Origin of the sequence: Salmonella sp. NW177, from assembly GCF_051811585.1 — a bacterium.
Classification (GTDB): Bacteria; Pseudomonadota; Gammaproteobacteria; order Enterobacterales; family Enterobacteriaceae; genus Salmonella; species Salmonella enterica.
Window position 1 is genome coordinate 212,744 of the sequence record NZ_JAMMZV010000007.1, and the last position, 23,022, is coordinate 235,765.

Annotated in this window: 23 protein-coding genes and 3 tRNA genes; 13 read left to right on the plus strand and 13 right to left on the minus strand. The window is 52.6% G+C overall.

The annotated features are described in order from the left end of the window. The first annotated feature begins 170 nt into the window (after window positions 1-170). Window positions 171-407, plus strand: a complete 237-nt coding sequence (locus tag NA986_RS19320) for a DUF1435 domain-containing protein (protein WP_000941878.1) — start codon at window positions 171-173, stop codon at window positions 405-407. Between the two features lie 31 nt (window positions 408-438). On the opposite strand, the gene NA986_RS19325 is transcribed toward NA986_RS19320, so the two are convergent. The 4 genes from NA986_RS19325 to rsmC form a co-directional block, all read right to left on the minus strand. Further along, window positions 439-525: transfer RNA gene (locus tag NA986_RS19325), tRNA-Leu, on the minus strand. A 31-nt stretch (window positions 526-556) separates the two neighbouring features. Next, a tRNA-Leu gene (locus NA986_RS19330) sits at window positions 557-643 on the minus strand. Window positions 644-670: 27 nt separating this feature from the next. Beyond that, a tRNA-Leu gene (locus tag NA986_RS19335) sits at window positions 671-757 on the minus strand. Window positions 758-947: 190 nt separating this feature from the next. Next, the gene (gene rsmC, locus NA986_RS19340) at window positions 948-1,976 is read right to left on the minus strand and encodes a 16S rRNA (guanine(1207)-N(2))-methyltransferase RsmC (protein ID WP_023207069.1); all 1,029 of its coding nucleotides are present in this window, start codon (window positions 1,974-1,976) and stop codon (window positions 948-950) included. A 102-nt stretch (window positions 1,977-2,078) separates the two neighbouring features. On the opposite strand from rsmC, the gene NA986_RS19345 reads away from it, so the two are divergent. From NA986_RS19345 to NA986_RS19380, 8 genes are all read left to right on the plus strand, one after another. Further along, the gene (locus NA986_RS19345) at window positions 2,079-2,516 is read left to right on the plus strand and encodes a DNA polymerase III subunit psi (RefSeq protein WP_000203996.1); all 438 of its coding nucleotides are present in this window, start codon (window positions 2,079-2,081) and stop codon (window positions 2,514-2,516) included. After that, window positions 2,461-2,907 (plus strand): ribosomal protein S18-alanine N-acetyltransferase, encoded by a 447-nt coding sequence (gene rimI / locus NA986_RS19350; protein WP_001092435.1) that lies wholly within the window; start codon window positions 2,461-2,463, stop codon window positions 2,905-2,907. Before NA986_RS19345 ends, rimI begins: the two co-directional genes overlap by 56 nt. Before the next feature lie 21 nt (window positions 2,908-2,928). Beyond that, complete coding sequence (gene yjjG, locus NA986_RS19355) at window positions 2,929-3,606, plus strand: pyrimidine 5'-nucleotidase (protein WP_000870686.1); 678 nt, start codon at window positions 2,929-2,931, stop codon at window positions 3,604-3,606. 91 nt (window positions 3,607-3,697) lie between these two features. Further along, the gene (gene prfC / locus NA986_RS19360) at window positions 3,698-5,287 is read left to right on the plus strand and encodes a peptide chain release factor 3 (RefSeq protein ID WP_000175965.1); all 1,590 of its coding nucleotides are present in this window, start codon (window positions 3,698-3,700) and stop codon (window positions 5,285-5,287) included. A 401-nt stretch (window positions 5,288-5,688) separates the two neighbouring features. Further along, on the plus strand, window positions 5,689-6,306 hold the full coding sequence (gene osmY, locus NA986_RS19365) for a molecular chaperone OsmY (protein WP_000178963.1): 618 nt from the start codon (window positions 5,689-5,691) through the stop codon (window positions 6,304-6,306). A 128-nt stretch (window positions 6,307-6,434) separates the two neighbouring features. After that, complete coding sequence (locus NA986_RS19370) at window positions 6,435-6,596, plus strand: DUF1328 domain-containing protein (protein ID WP_000490276.1); 162 nt, start codon at window positions 6,435-6,437, stop codon at window positions 6,594-6,596. 123 nt (window positions 6,597-6,719) lie between these two features. Then, window positions 6,720-7,793 carry a patatin-like phospholipase family protein gene (locus NA986_RS19375; protein WP_023216922.1) on the plus strand — a complete coding sequence of 358 codons (1,074 nt, stop codon included), beginning with the start codon at window positions 6,720-6,722 and terminating at the stop codon, window positions 7,791-7,793. Continuing rightward, window positions 7,790-8,563 carry a metal-dependent hydrolase gene (locus NA986_RS19380; protein WP_000119007.1) on the plus strand — a complete coding sequence of 258 codons (774 nt, stop codon included), beginning with the start codon at window positions 7,790-7,792 and terminating at the stop codon, window positions 8,561-8,563. The genes NA986_RS19375 and NA986_RS19380 overlap by 4 nt, the downstream gene beginning before the upstream one ends. Window positions 8,564-8,595: 32 nt before the next feature. On the opposite strand, the gene NA986_RS19385 is transcribed toward NA986_RS19380, so the two are convergent. Together NA986_RS19385 and NA986_RS19390 are read right to left on the minus strand one after the other, a co-directional pair. After that, window positions 8,596-9,459 carry a YjjW family glycine radical enzyme activase gene (locus NA986_RS19385; RefSeq protein ID WP_023216923.1) on the minus strand — a complete coding sequence of 288 codons (864 nt, stop codon included), beginning with the start codon at window positions 9,457-9,459 and terminating at the stop codon, window positions 8,596-8,598. Continuing rightward, the gene (locus tag NA986_RS19390; RefSeq protein WP_023216924.1) at window positions 9,431-10,981 is read right to left on the minus strand and encodes a YjjI family glycine radical enzyme; all 1,551 of its coding nucleotides are present in this window, start codon (window positions 10,979-10,981) and stop codon (window positions 9,431-9,433) included. The genes NA986_RS19385 and NA986_RS19390 overlap by 29 nt, the downstream gene beginning before the upstream one ends. Window positions 10,982-11,240: 259 nt before the next feature. Between NA986_RS19390 and deoC the strand changes: the two genes are divergently transcribed. The 4 genes from deoC to deoD all read left to right on the plus strand — a co-directional run bounded on the left by deoC (window position 11,241) and on the right by deoD (window position 15,670). Further along, window positions 11,241-12,020: a deoxyribose-phosphate aldolase gene (gene deoC / locus NA986_RS19395; RefSeq protein ID WP_001519713.1), complete on the plus strand. Its 780-nt coding sequence runs from the start codon at window positions 11,241-11,243 to the stop codon at window positions 12,018-12,020. A gap of 123 nt (window positions 12,021-12,143) precedes the next feature. Beyond that, window positions 12,144-13,466, plus strand: coding sequence for a thymidine phosphorylase (gene deoA / locus NA986_RS19400; RefSeq protein WP_000477840.1), 1,323 nt, complete (start codon window positions 12,144-12,146; stop codon window positions 13,464-13,466). Between the two features lie 51 nt (window positions 13,467-13,517). Next, complete coding sequence (deoB, locus tag NA986_RS19405) at window positions 13,518-14,741, plus strand: phosphopentomutase (protein WP_000816454.1); 1,224 nt, start codon at window positions 13,518-13,520, stop codon at window positions 14,739-14,741. A gap of 209 nt (window positions 14,742-14,950) precedes the next feature. Further along, window positions 14,951-15,670, plus strand: a complete 720-nt coding sequence (deoD, locus tag NA986_RS19410; protein WP_000224864.1) for a purine-nucleoside phosphorylase — start codon at window positions 14,951-14,953, stop codon at window positions 15,668-15,670. A 37-nt stretch (window positions 15,671-15,707) separates the two neighbouring features. On the opposite strand, the gene NA986_RS19415 is transcribed toward deoD, so the two are convergent. The 7 genes from NA986_RS19415 to NA986_RS19445 all read right to left on the minus strand — a co-directional run bounded on the left by NA986_RS19415 (window position 15,708) and on the right by NA986_RS19445 (window position 22,915). Continuing rightward, window positions 15,708-16,280, minus strand: coding sequence for a membrane protein (locus NA986_RS19415; protein ID WP_017441766.1), 573 nt, complete (start codon window positions 16,278-16,280; stop codon window positions 15,708-15,710). Then, window positions 16,277-18,685: a fimbrial biogenesis outer membrane usher protein gene (locus NA986_RS19420; protein ID WP_023216925.1), complete on the minus strand. Its 2,409-nt coding sequence runs from the start codon at window positions 18,683-18,685 to the stop codon at window positions 16,277-16,279. Before NA986_RS19420 ends, NA986_RS19415 begins: the two co-directional genes overlap by 4 nt. 13 nt (window positions 18,686-18,698) lie before the next feature. Then, window positions 18,699-19,406 carry a fimbrial biogenesis chaperone StjC gene (gene stjC, locus NA986_RS19425; RefSeq protein ID WP_001112028.1) on the minus strand — a complete coding sequence of 236 codons (708 nt, stop codon included), beginning with the start codon at window positions 19,404-19,406 and terminating at the stop codon, window positions 18,699-18,701. A 77-nt stretch (window positions 19,407-19,483) separates the two neighbouring features. Then, the gene (locus NA986_RS19430; protein ID WP_000722272.1) at window positions 19,484-20,173 is read right to left on the minus strand and encodes a DUF1120 domain-containing protein; all 690 of its coding nucleotides are present in this window, start codon (window positions 20,171-20,173) and stop codon (window positions 19,484-19,486) included. Between the two features lie 47 nt (window positions 20,174-20,220). Further along, a complete protein-coding gene (locus NA986_RS19435; protein ID WP_000734712.1) occupies window positions 20,221-20,910 on the minus strand; it encodes a DUF1120 domain-containing protein in 690 nt (229 codons plus the stop codon). Window positions 20,911-21,220: 310 nt separating this feature from the next. Then, window positions 21,221-22,237, minus strand: coding sequence for a lipoate--protein ligase LplA (gene lplA, locus NA986_RS19440; protein ID WP_023203385.1), 1,017 nt, complete (start codon window positions 22,235-22,237; stop codon window positions 21,221-21,223). A gap of 33 nt (window positions 22,238-22,270) precedes the next feature. Further along, window positions 22,271-22,915: a YtjB family periplasmic protein gene (locus tag NA986_RS19445; protein WP_000090067.1), complete on the minus strand. Its 645-nt coding sequence runs from the start codon at window positions 22,913-22,915 to the stop codon at window positions 22,271-22,273. Window positions 22,916-23,022 lie beyond the last annotated feature (107 nt).

The window sequence follows — 23,022 nt, forward strand, 5'->3', positions numbered from 1 at the left end:
AAGCGAGGTGTTGTTGTTTTTACGTTAACAGTCGGACAATTTATCACCTTACTGAATACGTGTCATCAACCGTTAAGTAAAACTCATCTCTTTAGCTTTCTCCCTGGCTGACAAATGAGAAAATATATCATATGATATTGGTTATCATTATCAATTCCAGAGGTAAAACCATGTTGCAGCGGACGTTAGGCAGCGGATGGGGCGTGTTATTGCCTGGAGTGATTATCGTTGGACTGGCGTTTATCGGCCTGTCAGCTTATGCGCTGAAGCTGTTGATTGTATCAGGATTGCTACTGTCTGCGCTGATGTTGTATCACAAACAATTACGGCATTTTGTACTGCTGCCATCGTGTATAGCGCTTATTGGCGGCATGATGTTGGCAATGATGAACTGGAATCAGGGATGAAAATGAAGGGACAAAGGAAGGATAAGATAATTGGTGCGAGGGGGGGGACTTGAACCCCCACGTCCGTAAGGACACTAACACCTGAAGCTAGCGCGTCTACCAATTCCGCCACCTTCGCACAGTTATCTTACTTTTTGATATCGCCTCGTTGGTGCGAGGGGGGGGACTTGAACCCCCACGTCCGTAAGAACACTAACACCTGAAGCTAGCGCGTCTACCAATTCCGCCACCTTCGCCCAGTGCGAGCAATATCAACGTGGTTTTGGTGCGAGGGGGGGGACTTGAACCCCCACGTCCGTAAGGACACTAACACCTGAAGCTAGCGCGTCTACCAATTCCGCCACCTTCGCATACCATCGATTCTTGAAAAGAATCACTACCACGGAGGCGCATTCTAGTGGTTTTCAGCTATTCGTCAATAGTTAATTGCATGGGATAGATTGATTGCTGCAAAAATGGGCGCAAGACGTAGGTTGGATAAGACGCTTTGCGTCGCCATCCGGCACATGCAACCAGATGGCGCTGCGCTTATCAGGCCAACTATTTCTTCGCCTGACGGGTCATCACGGTACGATAAACCTTAAAGCGCCCGGTTTGCGCGATGACTTCATGGAAGCCAAAAGTCTCATCCAGAATCTTAGGATAGGGCAGAAAGGCGTTCGCCACGATGCGTAACTCTCCGCCGCTGTTCAGATGGCGCACTGCGCCGCGAATGAGCGTTTGCGCCGCATCAAGGCTGGTTTGCATTCCGTCGTGGAACGGCGGGTTGGAGATGATCATGTCAAAACGTCCTTTGACTTCCGAAAAGACGTTGCTGGCGAATACCTCGCCTTCAAGACCATTAGCGGCAAGCGTGGCGCGGCTAGCTTCCACCGCCGGCGCGCTGACGTCACACAGCGTCAGGCGCACTTTCGGCGAATGGCTGGCCAGCGCGGCGGAAAGCACGCCAGCGCCGCAGCCGACATCCAGCACTTTACCTTTGGTGTGCGGCGTCAGCGTAGACAGCAGCAGTTGGCTACCAACATCCAGTCCGTCGCGGCTGAATACGCCCGGCAACGTTTTGATGGTCAGCCCGTCGATATTGTACTCGGCCCACCAGGATTCAAGACTAAACTGCGGCTGCTTTTCCAGACGACCATGGTAAAGGCCGCAACGTCGCGCGCTATCTACTTTGTTCAGCGGCGCATAGTCCGCCAGCATCGGTTCGGCGCTACGCACGCCGCTGCGGTTTTCTCCCACGACGAAAACATCGACGCCCACCGGCATCAGCGACAAAATATTCATCAACTGGAACTGCGCTTCGGGTTTATTTTTCGGCCAGTAGTAGATCAGCGTATCGCAGTCAGCGACATCGCTGGCTTGCGCGACCAGGCTAAAACGGACGTTATCGCCCATCTGGCGGCTTAACGCCTGCCAGTGGTGAAACTGTTGCGTATGCGCGCGGCTGGCGGCGCATTCAAAGCGCGCGGGCAGGTCATCCTGCAAATCTCCGGCAAAAAGAATACGGCTTTGTTCGAAATCATCACTGTGGCGCAGCAAGACTTCACTTGCCGGGGTAAAAGCAGACATGGAATGCTCCTTAATTCAGACTGGCGGCGATTATAGTAGTTTGATGGCGGAGATTCGACAGATTTGCTATATTTGCGCCCCTGATTACAGGAGCGTTTCGCTATGACATCCCGACGAGACTGGCAGTTACAGCAACTGGGTATTACGCAGTGGGCGCTGCGACGTCCTGGCGCGCTACAGGGCGAGATTGCGATTTCCCTTCCCGCGCACGTTCGTCTGATCGTGGTTGCAGAGGAATTACCCGCGCTGAACGAGCCGCTAATGCGCGATATTTTACGCGCGTTGACCGTGAGTCCCGATCAGGTTTTACCGCTGGCGCCTGAGCGCGTCGCCATGCTGCCGCAGGGCAGCCGTTGTAATAGCTGGCGGTTAGGAACTGACGCGCCGCTCCAACTCGAAGGCGCTCAGGTCACGACGCCGGCGTTTAATGAACTCCGGGCAAACCCGGCGGCACGCGCCGCACTATGGCAACAAATCTGCGAACATGAACACGATTTCTATCCTCAGCACGACCGATCTCCCCGCAGCCTGGCAGATTGAGCAACGCGCTCATGCGTTTCCGTGGAGCGAAAAAACGTTTTTCGGCAACCAGGGCGAACGGTATCTCAACCTTAAGCTGACCGCTGATGACAGAATGGCCGCGTTTGCCATTACACAGGTGGTGCTGGACGAAGCGACGCTGTTCAATATTGCCGTCGATCCGGATTTTCAGCGTCGGGGGCTGGGGCGTATGCTGCTTGAGCATCTGATTGATGAACTGGAAAAACGTGGGGTTGTAACGCTATGGCTGGAGGTACGCGCCTCTAACGCTGCCGCCATCGCGCTGTATGAAAGTCTGGGGTTTAACGAGGCGACGATTCGCCGCAATTACTATCCCACGGCACAAGGGCATGAGGACGCCATCATCATGGCGTTACCGATAAGCATGTAATAAAAGAGGCAAGGTGTAATGATGAAGTGGGACTGGATTTTCTTTGATGCCGATGAAACGCTGTTTACGTTTGATTCTTTCACCGGCTTACAGCGGATGTTCCTTGACTATAGCGTCACCTTTACCGCTGAGGATTTCCAGGATTACCAGGCCGTGAATAAGCCGCTATGGGTGGATTATCAGAACGGCGCGATTACTTCATTACAATTGCAGCACGCGCGCTTTCAAAGTTGGGCTGAACGGCTAAACGTTGCGCCGGGGCTGCTGAATGACGCTTTTATTAGTGCGATGGCGGAGATCTGTTCTCCTTTGCCGGGCGCCGTTTCGCTACTTAATGCGATTCGCGGGCAGGCTAAAATCGGTATTATTACTAACGGTTTTACCGCGCTACAACAAACTCGTCTGGAGCGCACCGGGCTGCGCGAGTATTTCGATCTGCTGGTGATTTCCGAGCAGGTTGGCGTCGCGAAGCCCGATCCGAAAATCTTTAACTACGCCCTGGAGCAGGCGGGGAATCCTGACCGCTCGCGCGTATTAATGGTTGGCGATACCGCGGAATCCGATATTCTTGGCGGCATTAACGCCGGACTGTCGACCTGCTGGCTTAACGCGCATCATCGCGAGCAGCCCGCGGGTATTCATCCAACCTGGACTGTGGCGTCATTAAGCGAACTGGAGCAGCTCCTGTGTAAACACTGATTGCCTCCCCCAGGTTGATGGGTAAAATAGCCGCATTTTTCGTATTCAACATGCGTGGTCAAACGCCGCGCTTACTCAAGAAGATTTGACTATGACGTTGTCTCCTTATTTGCAAGAGGTGGCCAAACGCCGCACTTTTGCCATCATTTCTCACCCGGATGCCGGTAAAACCACCATTACCGAAAAAGTGTTGCTGTTCGGACAGGCGATTCAGACCGCCGGTACGGTAAAAGGCCGTGGCTCCAGCCAACATGCAAAATCTGACTGGATGGAGATGGAAAAACAGCGTGGTATCTCTATCACCACCTCGGTGATGCAGTTCCCGTATCACGACTGTCTGGTGAACCTGCTGGACACCCCGGGGCACGAAGACTTCTCCGAAGATACCTACCGTACCCTGACGGCGGTGGACTGCTGTCTGATGGTGATCGACGCCGCAAAAGGCGTTGAAGACAGGACTCGTAAGCTGATGGAAGTTACCCGTCTGCGCGATACGCCGATCCTGACCTTTATGAACAAACTCGACCGTGACATCCGCGACCCGATGGAGCTGCTGGATGAAGTGGAAAATGAGCTGAAAATCGGCTGCGCGCCGATCACCTGGCCGATTGGCTGCGGCAAGCTGTTTAAGGGCGTTTATCACCTTTATAAAGATGAAACTTATCTGTATCAGACCGGTAAGGGCCACACCATTCAGGAAGTGCGCATCGTTAAAGGGCTGAATAACCCGGATCTGGACGCCGCCGTCGGTGAAGACCTGGCGCAGCAACTGCGCGACGAGCTGGAACTGGTGCAGGGCGCGTCTAACGAGTTTGATGAAGAGCTGTTCCTGGCAGGGGAAATTACCCCGGTATTTTTCGGTACCGCGCTGGGTAACTTTGGCGTTGACCATATGCTGGATGGTTTAGTGGCGTGGGCGCCCGCGCCGATGCCGCGTCAAACCGATACCCGCACAGTGGAAGCCTCAGAAGAGAAGTTCACCGGTTTTGTCTTTAAAATTCAGGCCAATATGGACCCGAAACACCGCGACCGCGTGGCGTTTATGCGCGTGGTTTCCGGTAAGTATGAGAAGGGCATGAAGTTACGCCAGGTCCGTACCGGCAAAGATGTGGTGATTTCCGACGCGTTAACTTTTATGGCGGGCGACCGTTCGCACGTTGAAGAAGCGTACCCGGGCGATATTTTGGGTCTGCATAACCACGGCACCATTCAGATCGGCGATACCTTCACCCAGGGCGAGATGATGAAGTTTACCGGTATCCCGAACTTTGCGCCGGAACTGTTCCGTCGTATTCGCCTGAAAGATCCGCTCAAGCAGAAGCAGCTACTGAAAGGGCTGGTGCAGCTTTCTGAAGAGGGGGCGGTGCAGGTATTCCGTCCCATCTCCAACAACGATCTGATTGTCGGCGCCGTGGGCGTTTTGCAGTTTGACGTTGTTGTCGCGCGTCTGAAAAGCGAATACAACGTTGAGGCGATTTATGAATCCGTCAACGTGGCGACGGCGCGCTGGGTGGAAAGCGCCGATGCGAAGAAATTCGAAGAGTTTAAGCGTAAGAATGAAACGCAGCTGGCGCTGGATGGCGGCGACAACCTCACCTATATCGCCCCCACGATGGTTAACCTGAACCTGACCCAGGAACGTTACCCTGACGTTCAGTTCCGTAAAACGCGCGAACACTGATCCCTTTCCGGGCGCGGCATCCGCCGCGCCTTCGTACTTTCCCTGCCTTTTTAACCGCTTACGGAATGTTCTTAAATCCCGCGTTTTTTCTCCGATCTGCCTGTTTTTTATACGCACCGACAAGCGATTTTAAAATTGTGATCTATATTTAACAAAGTGATGACATAAATGTCGGCTTTAATGCCTGTTCAATGCGTGAATATGAGAGCTTAAAGCTGAGATTTGTTTCAGTCACGATATTAATAACTGAAACGGAAGGGTGGCAGGCGACGCGTCGTTACAAATTCACGAATGTGATGCCAGTCATTGACTTCAGAAACCGGTGAGTTTCACCGCATTCAGCAATGCAACCTCGTGTTGCCTGAGCTCAAATTACGAGCAAACTATACAGGACAAAATCGATGACTATGACAAGACTGAAGATTTCTAAAACTCTGCTGGCCGTAATGTTGACCTCTGCTGTTGCGACAGGTTCTGCCTTTGCAGAAAACGCAACAACGGACAAGGCGCAAAGCGGAACCGAAACCGCAGGGCAAAAAGTCGATAGCTCTATGAATAAAGTCGGTAACTTCATGGATGACAGCGCTATCACTGCGAAAGTCAAAGCTGCGCTGGTAGACCATGACAATATTAAAAGCACCGATATTTCTGTCGAAACCAATCAGAAAGTCGTCACCCTGAGCGGCTTTGTAGAAAGCCAGGCGCAGGCTGAAGCCGCCGTGAAAGTGGCGAAAGGCGTAGAAGGCGTGACCTCCGTTAGCGACAAACTTCACGTTCGCGACAATAAAGAAGGTTCCGTGAAAGGTTATGCCGGCGATACGGCCACGACCAGTGAAGTCAAAGCCAAGTTGCTGGCGGACGATCTCGTCCCTTCCCGTAAAGTAAAAGTGGAAACGACCGATGGCGTCGTACAGCTCTCCGGTACTGTTGAAACTCAGGAACAAAGCGACCGCGCTGAAAGCATCGCGAAAGCCGTTGATGGCGTAAAAAGTGTTAAAAACGATCTGAAAGTTCAGTAATTCGTCGTAATTCGTCCTCCCGACGTTTGTCGGGAGGCGTAATGTGCACCACACTAAAAATATCGCGAATGAGTAGCCTGAGCGCTCATATTTAGCGGTCGACATTAACTATGGTAAAGGAGAGGCTTATGTTTCGTTGGGGCATTATATTTCTGGTTATCGCGTTAATTGCCGCCGCATTGGGTTTTGGTGGACTGGCTGGTACGGCTGCCGGCGCGGCGAAAATCGTCTTCGTCGTCGGGATCGTGCTCTTCCTGGTCAGCCTGTTCATGGGCCGTAAACGACCCTAGCAGGCAGCTGTAAAGATATATTGCTATCAAGCCAGTCCAGCGGACTGGCTTTTACGGTTTTAGCCGTTAACGTTTTGCGTTACCTTGTCAGCCTGGAAAAAAATGAAAAACAGGAAGGCAGAGGTGGGCCAGCGAATACCGGTTACGCTCGGCAATATTGCGCCGTTATCATTAACACCGTTCCGGCCAGGCCGTATGGCGCTGGTCTGTGAGGGCGGGGGGCAGCGGGGCATCTTTACCGCAGGCGTGCTGGATGAGTTTATGCGTGCGCAGTTTAATCCTTTCCATCTCTACTTCGGCACATCAGCCGGTGCGCAAAATCTCTCGGCGTATCTCTGCAACCAGCCCGGCTACGGGCGTAAAGTCATTATGCGCTATACCACCAGGCGCGAATTTTTTGATCCGCTGCGATTTGTACGCGGAGGAAACCTTATTGACCTCGACTGGCTGGTGGAATCCACCGCCGCCCGAATGCCGCTGCAGATGGATACCGCAGCGCGCCTGTTCGACAGCGGAAAATCCTTTTATATGTGCGCCTGCCGGGGGGATGATTACACGCCGGGCTATTTCTCGCCGACAAAACAAAACTGGCTTGATATCATTCGCGCCTCCAGCGCCATACCGGGTTTCTACCGTACCGGCGTTACGTTAGAGGGCATCAACTATCTGGACGGTGGCATTAGCGACGCCATTCCGGTTCAGGAGGCGGCAAAGCGGGGGGCGAAAACCATTGTGGTGATCCGCACCGTACCCTCGCAAATGTATTACACGCCGCAGTGGTTTAAGCGTATGGAGCGCTGGCTGGGAGAGAGCAGTCTACAGCCGTTGGTCAACCTGGTGCAGCATCATGAAACGTCCTACAGCGCGATCCAACAATTTATTGAAAAGCCGCCGGGTAAGCTGCGGATCATTGAAATTTATCCGCCGAAACCGCTGCACAGCATGGCGCTGGGCAGCCGTATCCCGGCGCTGCGTGAGGATTACAAAACCGGGCGATTATGCGGGCGTTATTTCCTTGCCACCGTTGGTAAATTGCTCGCCGCAACGCCGCCTCTCTTGCGCCATACGTCGCGGATTGCTGTGCCGGAAACGGTGGTCGTGCCTCCGGCGCCGGTGGCCAATGATACGCATGTGGCGGAGGTCATTAGCGCGCCGCAGGCAAACGACACCACATTTAACGACGAGGATCTGGCGTGAGCTGGCGCTTTATTGATACGCATTGCCATTTTGATTTCCCGCCCTTTACGGGCGATGAGCGCGCCAGTATTCAGCGTGCCTGTGAGGCGGGCGTTGAAAAAATCATCGTGCCGGCGACCGAGGCGGCTCACTTTCCCCGCGTGCTGGCGCTGGCGGCGCGTTTCCCGTCGCTTTATGCTGCGCTGGGATTACACCCCATTGTGATTGAGCGTCATGCCGATGACGATCCTGATAAGCTGCAACAAGCGCTGGCGCAACAACAGAACGTCGTGGCGGTAGGCGAGATTGGTCTCGATCTTTATCGCGACGATCCGCAGTTTGCCAGGCAAGAGCGATTTTTAGACGCGCAGCTGCAACTGGCAAAACGCTACGATCTGCCGGTGATCCTGCACTCGCGGCGCACGCATGACAAACTGGCGATGCACTTAAAGCGCCAGGATCTGCCGCGAACCGGTGTGGTGCATGGTTTTGCCGGCAGTCTGCAACAGGCCGAACGCTTTGTGCGACTGGGCTATAAAATCGGCGTCGGCGGCACCATCACCTACCCGCGCGCCAGTAAAACCCGTGATGTTATGACGCGGTTGCCGCTGGACGCGCTGTTGCTGGAGACCGATGCGCCGGATATGCCGCTAAAGGGGTTTCAGGGGCAGCCGAATCGCCCGGAGCAGGCGGCGCGCGTATTTGATGCGCTCTGCGAATTACGTCCGGAGCCCGCAGAGGTGATAGCCGATACGCTGTATCGCAATACCATTACCTTGTTTCGGCTCTGATGGCATCGCAGCCGCCGTCCGGCAGGCGACGCTTACAAATATAGCGCCGGCAAAATCAGCTTCGCCACCCCACGCGCGCGCAATCCGTCAGCCAGCCGTTCCACCTCTTGCGGCGTCGCGCCTGGCCAGGCTTTCGCTTCGCCATAGACGCCGTGCGCATGAAAGGCATTCAAACGCACCGGAACCTCGCCCAGCGAAGTAATAAACGCCGCCAGTGAATCGATATGCGCCGCATAGTCCACCTGACCCGGGATAACCAGTAACCGCAGCTCCGCCAGTTTTCCCTGCGCAGCAAGAAAGCGGATACTGTGCTTAATATGAGTGTTATCACGTCCGGTCAGACGGTGATGACACTCGCTCTTCCAGGCTTTCAGATCGAGCATTACGCCGTCGCAAACCGGCAGTAGTTTCTGCCAGCCGGTCTCGCTTAACTGACCATTACTGTCCACCAGGCAGGTCAGCCGTTGTAACTGCGGATCGGCTTTGATCGCCGTAAATAGCGCCACAACAAACGGTAATTGCGTGGTCGCCTCTCCGCCGCTGACGGTAATACCTTCAATAAACAGCGATGCTTTACGAATATGACGCAGCACATCGTCAACGCTCATGGTCTGCGCCATTGGCGTTGCCTGCTGTGGGCACATTTTCAGGCAGGTATCGCACTGCTCGCAGACGTCCGACCGCCATACCACTTTCCCGCCATCAACGCTGAGGGCGTGGTGCGGACACTGCGATACGCATTCCCCGCAGTCGTTACAGCGTCCCATCGTCCACGGGTTATGGCAATTCTTGCAGCGCAAATTGCAGCCCTGTAAGAATAATGCCAGGCGGCTGCCTGGCCCATCGACGCAGGAAAACGCAATGATCTTACTGACTAAAGCGCATCTGTTGTTCATGGCTGACTACGCGTGGCTGTCGTTCCAGGATGCGGGTATTACGTGCGGCTTCTTCTCCCAGCCAGGTGGTATTCGTGCGCGAGCCTTCGGCGCGAAATTTCGCCAGATCCGACAGGCGCACCATATAACCGGTGACGCGCACCAGATCGTTGCCGCTGACATTGGCGGTAAATTCCCGCATCCCGGCTTTGAACGCGCCAAGACAAAGCTGAACCAGCGCCTGCGGATTACGCTTGATGGTTTCGTCCAGCGTCAGAATGTCGCTGATCCCGGCATGATAAAAGGCATGGTGCGGCGCGACGGTTTGCAAATGGGTGATAGGGTCCGGTTCATCGCCATACGGCAGACGCGCGCCCGGCGTAGTGCCAATATCGGAACTGATGCCAGACTGGGCATGGAGCAGCGCCCGTTGCTTCCAGCCATACTTCACTGGCGTATTTTCGACGAAATCCGCCAGTTGGGCGCTAATACGGTAGCCCAGCTCGTTCGCTGTTTCATTTTTGCCATAACGGGCGTTCAGGCCCGCGTTTTCGCACAGCAGATTCACGGCTTCCGCCAGCCCGTACATACCGAACATCGGCGCAAAATGTTCGGGATCGATCAAACCTTCCTGTACAAGAAAGCTATTCTCAAAGAAATGTGACTTTTCATAGAGGAATTCACATCGTGAATTAATGATGGCGATCTGCTGTCGGCAGTAGTGCGGTAGCGTGCGTGAAAAGAAGTCATCGACAGACGTACTGCGTTCTGCCACGGCTTTCAGGTTGAGACGTACCAGCGTACTGCCGCCGCCGCCAAGCGGTAGCGAGTTATAACAACTGACGATGCCATAATGGCCTTTTGTGAAAATTTTATCATTTACAGGGCCATTGGAAATGTGTGGCTTACTGCATTCGCAAATGTTTTTGGCGACCTCCAGCAGCAGATCGTCCGGCGTAATTTCCGCATCGTAGATAAACGTCAGGTTAGGCGCCACCTGCTTTAGCTCGGCATCAGCGCGCAAAATCGCTCGTGTGACAGGCGTATCGGCAGGGCCAATATTGGCATGCATAAAGGCGTCTGGCAGCGTTCTGTCGAGATAACGCCAGAAACGTTTTATTCGAATATCGATCGCATCTTGTGTTAGAATTCTAACATACGGTTGCAGCAACGCATCAAGCTGGCCGAGATAAACCGGCATGGACGTCACGGAAGGAACGTGATGATACAGAATGGTGAGTAGGGATAACGCATCATCCAGATCTTTCGCGCCTTCCAGTTCCAGCCACTGTGAACCGTTAGCCAGAAATCGGGCGTAATCGGGCAACACGTAGCGCGGTTTGAAGGGGGCGTGCCCCTCAAACATATCGCAAATGACGCCTTCATCCAGCGCCTGGCGGGCATCTTCCGGCAGGGGGGGATAAGGCAGGGCGTTTTCAGCTTCCAGCGCCAGAAAATGGCGTTTTTGTTCAGGCGTGAGCACCGGGCTGGTCACAATTTGCTGGCAACGCTGCTGGAGCGCAGTTTCGCATGAGGCAGGCATCTTCGTTTCCTCTTTATGCCGGGACGATGCGCTATTGTAGAAAATGGCGGCAAACCGACTTTGATCCTGATGCGCTTATCGCTCGAAGAACAGACGGTGACGGCGGGATAATTTGATTCAGATCTCATTACAGTAATGCAAATTTGTACGTAGTTTTCATTAACTGTGATGTATATCGAAGTGTAAACGCGAGTGAATGTTAGAATATTAACAGACTCGCAAGGTGAAATTTTATACGGCAATGCCGTTGGAGAATGTCATGACTGATTTAAAAGCAAGCAGCCTGCGTGCGCTCAAACTGATGGATCTGACCACTCTGAACGATGACGACACCAATGAAAAAGTGATCGCGTTGTGTCATCAGGCAAAAACCCCGGTCGGGAATACGGCGGCGATTTGTATTTACCCGCGTTTTATCCCGATTGCGCGTAAAACTCTGAAAGAACAAGGTACCCCGGACATCCGCATTGCAACGGTGACTAACTTCCCGCATGGCAATGATGACATCGATATTGCGCTGGCGGAAACCCGTGCGGCGATCGCCTACGGCGCTGACGAAGTGGACGTGGTATTCCCGTACCGCGCGTTGATCGCCGGTAACGAGCAGGTGGGTTTTGACCTGGTAAAAGCCTGTAAAGACGCTTGTGCCGCAGCGAACGTATTGCTGAAAGTGATCATCGAAACCGGCGAGCTGAAAGAAGAGGCGCTGATTCGTAAAGCCTCTGAAATCTCCATCAAAGCCGGTGCGGATTTCATCAAAACCTCTACCGGTAAAGTGCCGGTAAACGCTACGCCGGAAAGCGCGCGCATCATGATGGAAGTGATCCGCGACATGGGCGTTTCCAAAACCGTTGGCTTCAAACCGGCGGGCGGCGTACGTACGGCGGAAGACGCGCAGAAATTCCTCGCGATTGCAGACGAACTGTTTGGCGCTGACTGGGCAGATTCTCGTCACTACCGCTTTGGCGCATCCAGCCTGCTGGCAAGCCTGCTGAAAGCGCTGGGTCACGGCGACGGTAAGAGCGCCAGCAGCTACTAAGCTCTGATTTGCCGGATGGCGCTGTGCTTATCCGGCCTACAAATCCAGGCCTGTAGGCCGGATAAGGCGTTAGCCGCCATCCGGCGATGTAAGCCTTCTACTCTTTTCCCTCAGGAGGGTACCGTGTTTCTCGCACAAGAAATTATTCGTAAAAAGCGTGATGGTCATGCGTTGAGTGACGAAGAAATTCGTTTCTTTATTAATGGTATTCGTGACAATACTATCTCTGAAGGGCAGATTGCCGCCCTGGCGATGACCATCTTCTTCCACGATATGACCATGCCGGAGCGTGTTTCGCTGACCATGGCGATGCGGGATTCCGGTACTGTCCTTGACTGGAAAAGCCTGAATCTCAATGGCCCGATTGTCGATAAGCATTCGACCGGCGGCGTAGGGGACGTGACGTCTCTGATGTTGGGGCCAATGGTAGCGGCCTGCGGCGGTTATGTGCCGATGATCTCCGGTCGCGGCCTCGGACATACCGGCGGTACGCTCGACAAACTGGAAGCGATCCCGGGCTTCGATATCTTCCCGGACGACAACCGTTTCCGCGAAATTATTCAAGACGTGGGTGTGGCGATTATTGGGCAAACCAGCTCGCTTGCACCGGCGGACAAACGTTTTTACGCCACCCGCGATATTACCGCGACGGTGGACTCTATTCCGCTGATCACCGGTTCCATCCTCGCCAAGAAACTGGCCGAAGGACTGGATGCGCTGGTAATGGACGTGAAAGTCGGCAGCGGTGCGTTTATGCCAACCTATGAACTTTCTGAAGCCCTTGCTGAAGCGATTGTCGGCGTGGCAAACGGCGCGGGAGTTCGCACTACGGCGTTGTTAACCGATATGAACCAGGTGCTGGCTTCAAGCGCCGGTAACGCGGTGGAAGTGCGTGAAGCCGTGCAGTTCCTGACCGGTGAATACCGCAATCCGCGCTTGTTTGACGTTACCATGGCGCTATGCGTGGAGATGCTGATCTCCGGTCAGCTGGCGAAAGACGACGCCGAAGCGCGTGCCAAACTGCAGGCGGTGCTGGATAACGGTAAAGCGGCAGAAGTCTTTGGTCGTATGGTGGCCGCGCAGAAAGGGCCAAGCGATTTCGTTGAGAACTACGATAAATACCTGCCGACCGCCATGTTGAGCAAAGCGGTATATGCTGATACCGAAGGGTTTATCAGCGCAATGGATACGCGTGCGCTGGGGATGGCGGTCGTCTCGATGGGCGGCGGCCGTCGTCAGGCGTCAGATACCATTGATTACAGCGTTGGCTTTACCGACATGGCCCGTCTGGGCGACAGCATCGACGGGCAGCGTCCGCTGGCGGTGATTCATGCCAAAGACGAAACCAGTTGGCAGGAAGCGGCGAAGGCCGTCAAAGCGGCAATTATCCTTGACGATAAAGCGCCAGCAAGCACACCTTCGGTCTATCGTCGAATTACTGAATAGTTGTATACTGATCTGATCAATTATTTTTGAAGCACTAAGTACGGAGAAGATATGAAACGTGCATTTATTATGGTGCTGGACTCATTCGGCATCGGCGCTACTGAAGACGCGGATCGTTTTGGCGACGTAGGTTCCGACACTCTGGGCCACATCGCAGAAGCTTGCGCCAAAGGCGAAGCTGACAATGGCCGTAAGGGCCCGTTGAATCTGCCTAACCTGACTCGTCTGGGGCTGGTGAAAGCGCATGAAGGCTCTACCGGTAAAATTGCCGCCGGTATGGACGGCAACGCGGACGTTATTGGCGCATACGCATGGGCGCACGAACTGTCCTCCGGCAAAGATACGCCATCCGGCCACTGGGAAATCGCCGGCGTGCCGGTACTGTTCGACTGGGGCTATTTCAGCGACCACGAAAACAGCTTCCCGCAGGAACTGCTGGATAAGCTGGTAAAACGCGCCAACCTGCCGGGCTATCTCGGTAACTGCCACTCTTCCGGTACGGTCATTCTGGACCAGCTCGGCGAAGAGCACATGAAAACCGGCAAGCCGATTTTTTACACCTCCGCTGACTCCGTGTTCCAGATTGCCTGCCACGAAGAGACCTTTGGCCTGGATAAACTCTACGAGCTGTGCGAAATCGCCCGTGAAGAGCTGACCGAAGGCGGCTACAACATTGGCCGCGTGATCGCGCGTCCGTTTATCGGCGACAAGGCCGGTAACTTCCAGCGTACCGGCAACCGTCACGACCTGGCCGTTGAACCGCCAGCGCCGACCGTGCTGCAGAAACTGGTCGATGAAAAACAGGGCCACGTGGTGTCCGTCGGTAAGATTGCCGACATCTACGCCAACTGCGGCATCACTAAGAAAGTGAAAGCGACCGGTCTGGACGCGCTGTTCGACGCGACCCTCAAAGAGATGAAAGAAGCGGGCGATAAAACCATCGTCTTCACTAACTTCGTCGACTTCGACTCTTCCTGGGGCCACCGTCGCGACATCGCGGGCTACGCCGCAGGTCTGGAGCTGTTTGACCGCCGTCTGCCGGAGCTGATGGAGCTGGTGGGTGAAGATGACATTCTGATCCTGACCGCTGACCACGGCTGTGACCCGAGCTGGACCGGTACTGACCATACCCGTGAGCACATTCCGGTGCTGATCTACGGTCCGAAAGTCAAACCGGGCTCTTTAGGTCACCGTGAAACCTTTGCGGATATCGGCCAGACGCTGGCGACCTACTTTGGTACATCGCCGATGGACTACGGTAAAAACATGCTGTGATACCCGTTGTCTTTCGCGCTGTAGATGCGTTGACTTCATTCGCTCACCCCGGTCACATAGTTCATCTATGCTCCCGGGGATTCACGAATTCGTCGCCTTCCTACAACGCGAAATCCTTAGGGTATTTCACTGTTTTTGCACACGTTTTGTAGGCCTGATAAGGCGTAGCCGCCATCAGGCAATAACAACAAATTTAAAGGGAACTGAAGATGGCAACTCCACATATTAATGCAGAAATGGGTGATTTCGCTGACGTCGTATTGATGCCGGGCGACCCGCTGCGCGCGAAGCACATTGCTGAGACTTTCCTCGAAGATGTCCGCGAAGTGAACAACGTTCGCGGCATGTTAGGTTTCACCGGGACTTACAAAGGCCGTAAGATCTCCGTGATGGGCCACGGTATGGGTATCCCGTCCTGCTCCATCTACACCAAAGAGCTGATCACCGATTTCGGCGTGAAGAAAATCATTCGCGTTGGCTCCTGCGGCGCTGTGCGCATGGACGTCAAACTGCGCGACGTGGTGATCGGTATGGGGGCCTGCACCGACTCCAAAGTGAACCGTATCCGTTTTAAAGATCATGACTTCGCGGCTATCGCTGACTTCGACATGGTACGTAACGCGGTTGACGCGGCAAAAGCGCTGGGCGTAGACGCGCGCGTGGGCAACCTGTTCTCCGCAGACCTGTTCTATTCTCCGGACGGCGAAATGTTCGACGTGATGGAAAAATACGGCGTACTGGGCGTAGAGATGGAAGCGGCGGGTATCTACGGCGTTGCGGCTGAGTTTGGCGCGAAAGCGCTGACCATCTGCACCGTGTCCGACCACATCCGTACCCACGAGCAGACCACTGCCGCTGAACGGCAGACGACCTTCAACGACATGATCAAAATCGCGCTGGAATCCGTACTGCTGGGCGATAAAGAGTAAGATTGTGAAGGGGGCCAGAGCAGGCCCCCTTCATCGTTTATTTCGTCAGCACTTCCCACTGTAAATTGCTTTCCAGCATGACCGTATCGGTAGAATGTGTAAATTGATTATCGTTCAAGACAGGTGTTAATGTCAGCGTGACGTTCATCATTTTCCCACTGACCTGCTGATTATTATCCATCGCGATGATACCGTTGTTATTATGTAGCAACAGACTATCCAGGGCACTGTCATTGGGAGCAAAGCTCACTCTATCAAGGGTGCTGGCAATAGGATAACTTTTACCATCTACTATCATCTGACTAACACGTACGGCGAGACCACCGTTATTTCCAAAATAAAATCGTCCCTTTTCCCCCGCTGAGGCTTGCACAAAAAGAGCAATATTCTGGCTTTCTGGGCAACTCACACTAACGTGAACCTCCTGTGAAGACATTTGATTCCAGCCTTGCTGAGAATTGACGATATCATCTTGCTTAAGCCAGCCAAAGCTGACGTTTGGCGAAGAGAACGTTATTTGGCAGTCATCGTCGGCCCGGGCTGATGGAGGGAGTAGTGCGGTGAAGAGACAACATATAGCAATCCCCAACCATTTGCTGTTGGATTTCATTGACAGACTCCCTTTGCCGTTTCATAAAATGCCTCTTTATCCTGGGTTTTCTGCAGCGTGTAGTGGATGCGACACAGACGATTCATATCATCATCAGCGGCATATAACGCAGGATTATCCGCAACATCGGTGATAAATACGCGTCCGCTGTCGACAGCGCTGACCAAATAGTTATTTTTTTCATCTACAATGCTGGTGCCTTTAGGTAGCCATGAGCCGTCCGGACGCTTTACTGTCAGCATCACACGGCGTGTATTCAGCACGTTGAAATTCAGTACCCGAAAAGCGCTGTGCGCGACGGTAATATTCTTAATACCGTTTGCCAGTTCCATGCTCTTTGGTAGCGTATTCGCATTAACCTCTACGCGGGATTTCCGCCATTCAGTTAGCCCCGGAATGACGGCCTGCCCCCAGCGGTCAGTCCAGATTCGCCCCTGTGGCGTGGCGATTTCAATGCCGCTTTCTGGTTCACTCAGGCGTGCGATAGCAAAGGTATTTTTGATGGTGTAAGGCGAGAACGTTATGCCATGTTCGTGTGCAGCGATGCCCCCGCTGAAGGTTGCGTTATAGTTGCGGTAATTATCGCCATCAGTGCCGCCGCCCACGCTGAGTTGAGTGTAATGGAGATTGCTATTGAGATTACCGTTGAAGCTATTTTGCTGGTTTTTTGCATCACGATCCGCAGAAATATAGTAATGGGTATCTTTACTCAGCGAACCATTATTTTGTAGCCCGTAGGTTGTTTTATCACCTTGATTACGCATATAAGCGCCGACGCGCTGCTCACCTAGTGGAATGCTGATGTTGATGTAAAACATATCATCATCATTACTGCCGTTATGATTCTCATCATCCTGATTAACAGCGTGCTGCCAGTTAGCGGTAATTGAGGCATATTTAAATGTTTTGCCCCAGGAAGCCATTATACTGCGAGAGTCGTTGTCATTATCCGTAGCCTGATAAGTGTAATAACCCAGAGAGAAGGTACCTAACAGATTATGGTTCCAGGCGATATTAGCACTGGAGCTACTTTGGTATTCGTAAGCATCTTTATTGAGCGCATCCGTTAACTCACGATATCCGTCGCTGTAGCGGGCGGTGCTGACGTCAAGTCTAATTTCCCCGGGCAGCGCCATGCTGGCGCGTAGTTCACTTTTCGCACCCTGCAGAGATTCGCCAAAGGACGCTTTACTGCCCAGCATTGAGCCGGAAAACGTCCATTTGTTGGTTGGAAGCCATTGCAGCATACCTCCTGCCGCTTGATAGTCTTGTGCCAGTACGCCAGACGCCTGCGCCAGCCAGTTTTCACTCAGTTTCCAACCATCGCTGATGTTATAGATCCAGGGGAGAGAATAGTCGCTGGTGGTATCACGTACGCGCCCTATGGACATTGTTAAGCCTGCGGGCGTGAGTTCGCGTAAATTAAAGGATACTGCCGGCACCGTGAAGGTTGTCGTTGAGCCATCGGTTTCAACGACGCTGACGTTAAGGTCGGTATTGCTGCGTATGATTGGGACATTTTCAAGGGTAAATGCCCCAGCGTTCACTGGTGCGGTATAAATAATCTGTCCGGACTGACGAACTTCAACGCGAGCCTGGTGGGTTCGGGCAATACCGTTAATGGTTACGCCTTGGGTATCCTGTGCCAGCCCTTGTTCAGGGATAAGCTGTACGCCGTTGATCGGCGCGCCACTGAATAGACTGGAGTTGACGTTGATCTGCCCAACTTGCGCACGCATTTTTTGTGCCTGAAATACGTGCTCCGCATAGGTGTATAGACTATCGGTACGGTATTCTCCATCATTATTCGTCAGCATGTAGCGGCTGCGCAGCGTCCATTCCGCGAAGTTTAAGCCAGCTTCAAGGTTTGCCTGGGCATAGTTTCGGCTATCGCTACCGGATGACTCGCTGCGACTGGCGTACAGGTTATAGTTAAATAACCCGGCGGTGCCGCCTTTAATCACGTTGTTTAGCGAGAGTAAGTTATTATCCAGAGCCTGCGCCGGAACAAAAAGCTCCAGCGATTCACTGTTTGGCAGTGGGGTAATAATCGCTGAGGGATAATCTTCTTGTAGGCTATGGCAGGTTTCTTTGGCGCTGATATTAAGCGGTACGAGCCCGCTGGCGCTGAGGAAATCGTCATCCACGCAAAGTTGGCCTTCTGTGTCGAAACGCGCGACCAACGACCCTCTATTTACGCCATTGATCTTTACCATGACGGTGTGGCTGCCTGGTAGAAAACGCGGCGCACGGGAAAAATATTGTGCCACGTTGGGGCTAATGCCTCTGGAGGTGAGAATACCCATGTCAAAATTCAGCTCCTCCGCCAGAGCCGAAAACGTCGTGGTCGCCAGTGAGCAATAAAGCGCAGTTTTGATGTATAGCGGCAGTTTTAAATACTTCACGTGCTAGCTCTCATCACGGCACCAGCGGTGAGGTAAAGCTGGGGACTTCAATGCCGTAACGGCTGGCAGGGTAAAAACGTACGGATGTATCAGCAGCAAGGGGCGTTTTTATACTGACGTTCAATGTTTCGCCGGGCAGAATATAGGTTTTTTTAATCGTGCCTTCGCCCCCGGAAGGTAAGAAGGTAATATTTTGGGCTAAACGTACAACGTAGGGAGACGGATTTTTGACGTTGATTGTTTGTCCGTTTCTGGACCAGGTTAATAATTTCCAGGCATCAGTAACGACCGGTAGATTTTTAGGACGAATTAATACCGGCAAATCCTGGCGTAGATTAAAACCTATTTTCATTCCCTTATTGGTAGATTTCGGAGGAATACCTTCAAACGTGACGCGTTTATAGTGCTCGACGGTGAGCGGTTCCGTGCTTTCCATAATAAAGCGTAGTTGCTGCTGCTGGCCTGCTTCAACGCGAACAACCGGTTGAGTGACATCCAGCTTCACACCATTGTCGTCAGGTAAATCAACGACGGTGGTATATAACAAAGCCGGATTGCTGTCGGTGTTTTTAACATTCATTACGCCGCTGTGTGTGGATTCTTCAATCACCAGTAGCGTAGTTTCCGGTACCATACCGGCAGCGTTAGCCTGTGAAAAGAGTGCTGAAAAAACAAAGGGGACGCTGAGTAATAATAATGGAAGTTTAGTCACTGCTGGCATCAGAATTAGTCCTTTAATTTTAATCTGTCTCCCCATAATAAGGGAGACAGATCAATAACCTTTTTATACGGTCTGGATCAGAGGTATTTAAGCGTGATGGTTGCCTGACCATCCAGAACAGTATCATCAGTAATGGCCAGCGTTGCAGTATCCTGAATGGCCAGTGAGGTTTTCAGCGGGAAAATGGCAAGAGTATACGGAACCGGTTCGGTGGTGCCTTTTGTAGCAACGGTAAACATTTCCATATTGCCGTTTTTGATAATCCCGGTGGTGGACTTCTGCCAGACTGGGCTATCAACGGTTCCTGAGATAGCGTCAGATTTTACACCATCAGCGGTAACGTTCGCGGTATCGGTGTAAATAGAGAACGCGCCGATTTTTACACCTTCGGTTGTTTTGCCAACGCCGTAGGACATTGTGGTATCAGATACTATACCATTAGTCATATTGCCATTGGCTATGGAGATAACGGATGCGCCTGGGTGGGTGTCCGCACGGTCATCGGTAATAGTCCAGGCTGCTTTGGTTGCAGACGGACAAGAGATACTCAGAGAGACATCTTTAGTGCCCAGTTGGTTTACATCGGTTGCGGAAAGTGTGGCGAGGCGGATAGTACCGTAATCAACCACGCCGCCGTCGCTGAGTTCTGGGGTACAACCGCCAACAATCAGTTGACCGGTGACTTTTAATACGGCGGTGGTGTCAGCATTCACGCTGGTTGTAGCAAAGGCTGCTGCAATTGCAGTAATAAGCAAAATTTTTTTCATTATAGTTCCATTAAAGAGGTGTTGAATATTCCATGTGAATGCTGGAGTTACAGATATACGAGTGTAAAGGTCGCCTGACCATCAAGCGTGGTGTTATCGGTAATAGCCAGTGTGTCCGTTCCCTGTATAGCGGCAGCTACGCGTATAGGAAATGTTGCAATGGTAAAAGCGGCGGGGCCATTTTCATCGCCGACACTATATGTAGTGATATTTGGAAATGTATTTGTAAGCGCAACGAATTCGTTTCCTGTGATAGCCCACAAATCTGGATTATTACTACTTGACGCTACCATTTTCGTCTGAATGCCATCGGCGGTCGCATTATTCAAGTCCATAGAGAGGCCGAATGAACCAATGTTGATACCACCTGCTGTTTTACCCAGACCTAGCTGATAGTTTGGTATTCTATTGTTCTGATGTCTAAATGTTGCGTCATCGATAGTCAATGATGTTACCGAATCGGCATGATTATCGGTAGCGGTCCAGCCAACTTTTGCCGGTGCAAGACACTGAATCGTGAGTGTTATATCTTTGTATCCCAGTTGATTCGTCTCAGTTGGCAGCAGATCGCTAACGGCCTTAGTACCGAAATCTACAACTCCACCATCACTTAACTCTGGTATACATGCGCCGTTGGTTAAAACGCCAGTCAGTTTTAATACAGCAGTGGATTCAACCGCTTGCGCTGAAGTTGATAATCCTATTACGACAGAGGTCGCTATTAATAATTTTTTCATCAGTAATCCCTAACGATTAAGTATATTTCCAAAGAACATGTAATGCGCGCCGGGATTCTATGAAGAGAATGATAGGTTGTAAATTTAATAAAATTAAATCTTGCTTAAGAAAAACTTTAATCATCATTGGTGATGATAAATGGTTTATAATTCGCTGGGTTTATGAAGTGCGGGGAAATAATATTAATTTTAAAGATTATAGTAGTTGGTGAGTGTGTTTTAACTATTTGTGCTATTCACTCATTTTTCAGAATATGTTGTTATGTTTAAATAATATCAGAGACACATTCATCTCTCTGATATTATTCATTTAGCGCACTGCTCTGGCAATCCACGCCGATAATTCCCGCAGTTCTTTTTCCTGCTCCGGGAAATCAACCAGTAGCGCTTCGCACGCCTGTTGCAGCATATCCGCGCGGTACAAACACCCTTGCAGTCGCCCCGCCAGCGCTTCCAGCGGTGCCGGGTTCAGGCTATCGGTAAACACCTGCGCACGGGTGATATGACCTTTCTCGACGTCAAAATGCAGCTCGACGCCGCCCCAGGTGAAACGTTCGTCCAGTAGATGGCTGAACGCCGGTGCCTGGCCGAAATTCCACTCCCAACTGCTCTGGCGCGCAAAGGTTTCGGCAAAATTCGGCAGATCCGGCGTTTTATCCGGTGAAATCACTTCCGCGTCGACGCGTTCGCCGTAATGGGCGAAAAAGGCTTCCGTGACCGCCTGGCAGACCTGTTCATGGGTGATACCCGGTAATAGCTCGGTAAGATTGGCTACGCGGGAGCGAACGGAGGTAATCCCTTTCGCCGCAAGTTTCTTTTTATCCGGATTCAGATAGTTCGCCAGACGGCTGAGGTCGGCGTTCAACAGCAGCGTACCGTGATGGAAGCCGCGATCTTTGGTTTCGCGATAGGCTGAACCGGAGACTTTGCGATCGCCGTCCGGCGTTTTTACGACCAGATCGTTGCGTCCCGAAGCATCGGCCATGACGCCCAGCGAATTCAGCGCCGCGAGCACAATATGGGTGGAGATGGTTTTATCGTATTCCGGTTTACCGGCCATAAAGGTAAAGCAGGTATTACCGAGGTCATGGAATACCGCGCCGCCGCCGCTGCTACGGCGGGCCAGACGGACGTTATCTTCTTCCATACGCCGCGTATTACACTCTTTCCACGGGTTTTGCGCGCGTCCAATGACCACCGTATCCGCGTTGCGCCACAGGAACAGCACGCGCTGGGTGGCGGGCATCTGGCGGAAAATGCACTCCTCGACCGCCAGGTTAAACCAGGGATCGTAAGAGTCAGAAATAAGCAGGCGTAATGTTGTCATGGTGGTTTTCCTTACCTTTATTAAGCCGTCATTTTACTCTTTTTCCTCACGCTCTTCCTCTTCCGGAACAGGCTTGCTGGCCGTTAACAGGAAGGGCGACTGCTGCCAGCGGGTGCGTTTACCTTGTAGCAAGGTGCGCGTCAGCACCACGCCTATCGCCAGCGAGAGTAGCAGCATCAGGCGTAGAATGTTGGTGGTGTTATCGACCTGCTTTGCTTCGGTGGCCAGCGTGTGGGTATCCAGCGTCAGACGCAGGTAGCCCAATGGGCCGTTTTTCCCCTGGATAGGCTCGACAATTTGTTGGTTAAAATAGCTGCCCGCTTTTTTGCCATCCAGCGCCAGCCTGTCGCGCACATTGACGCTTTCGCCAGCGCGAGTAATAAGATCGCCCTGTTCATCATAGACGCCGGCATCCAGAATACGGCTCTCTTGCGTGAGCTGACGCAGCACGGCGTTGATGCGATTTTCGTCCGGTGTTTCGCTGCGCATCAGCGGGGCGATGTTGAGCGTCACCTGGCGCGCCAGCGTGCGGGCCAGCTCTTCCAGCTGCGGATTGCGCTGTCGCTGGTGGTTTTGACTAAACCAGGACGCGCCCTGCATGAGCGCGACGAGCAGTGTGAGACAGAACAATACAATGACTGCACGATGCAGCCGAAATTTCAGTTTTGCGCGAGCCATATTCCACCTGCTGAAAATTTGAGGCTTAATGTTGCCAGAAGCGATGGTTACAAGGTAGCCTCATGCGTTATTTTCCGCGGGGCGGTTACCGGCCTGAACGATTTACA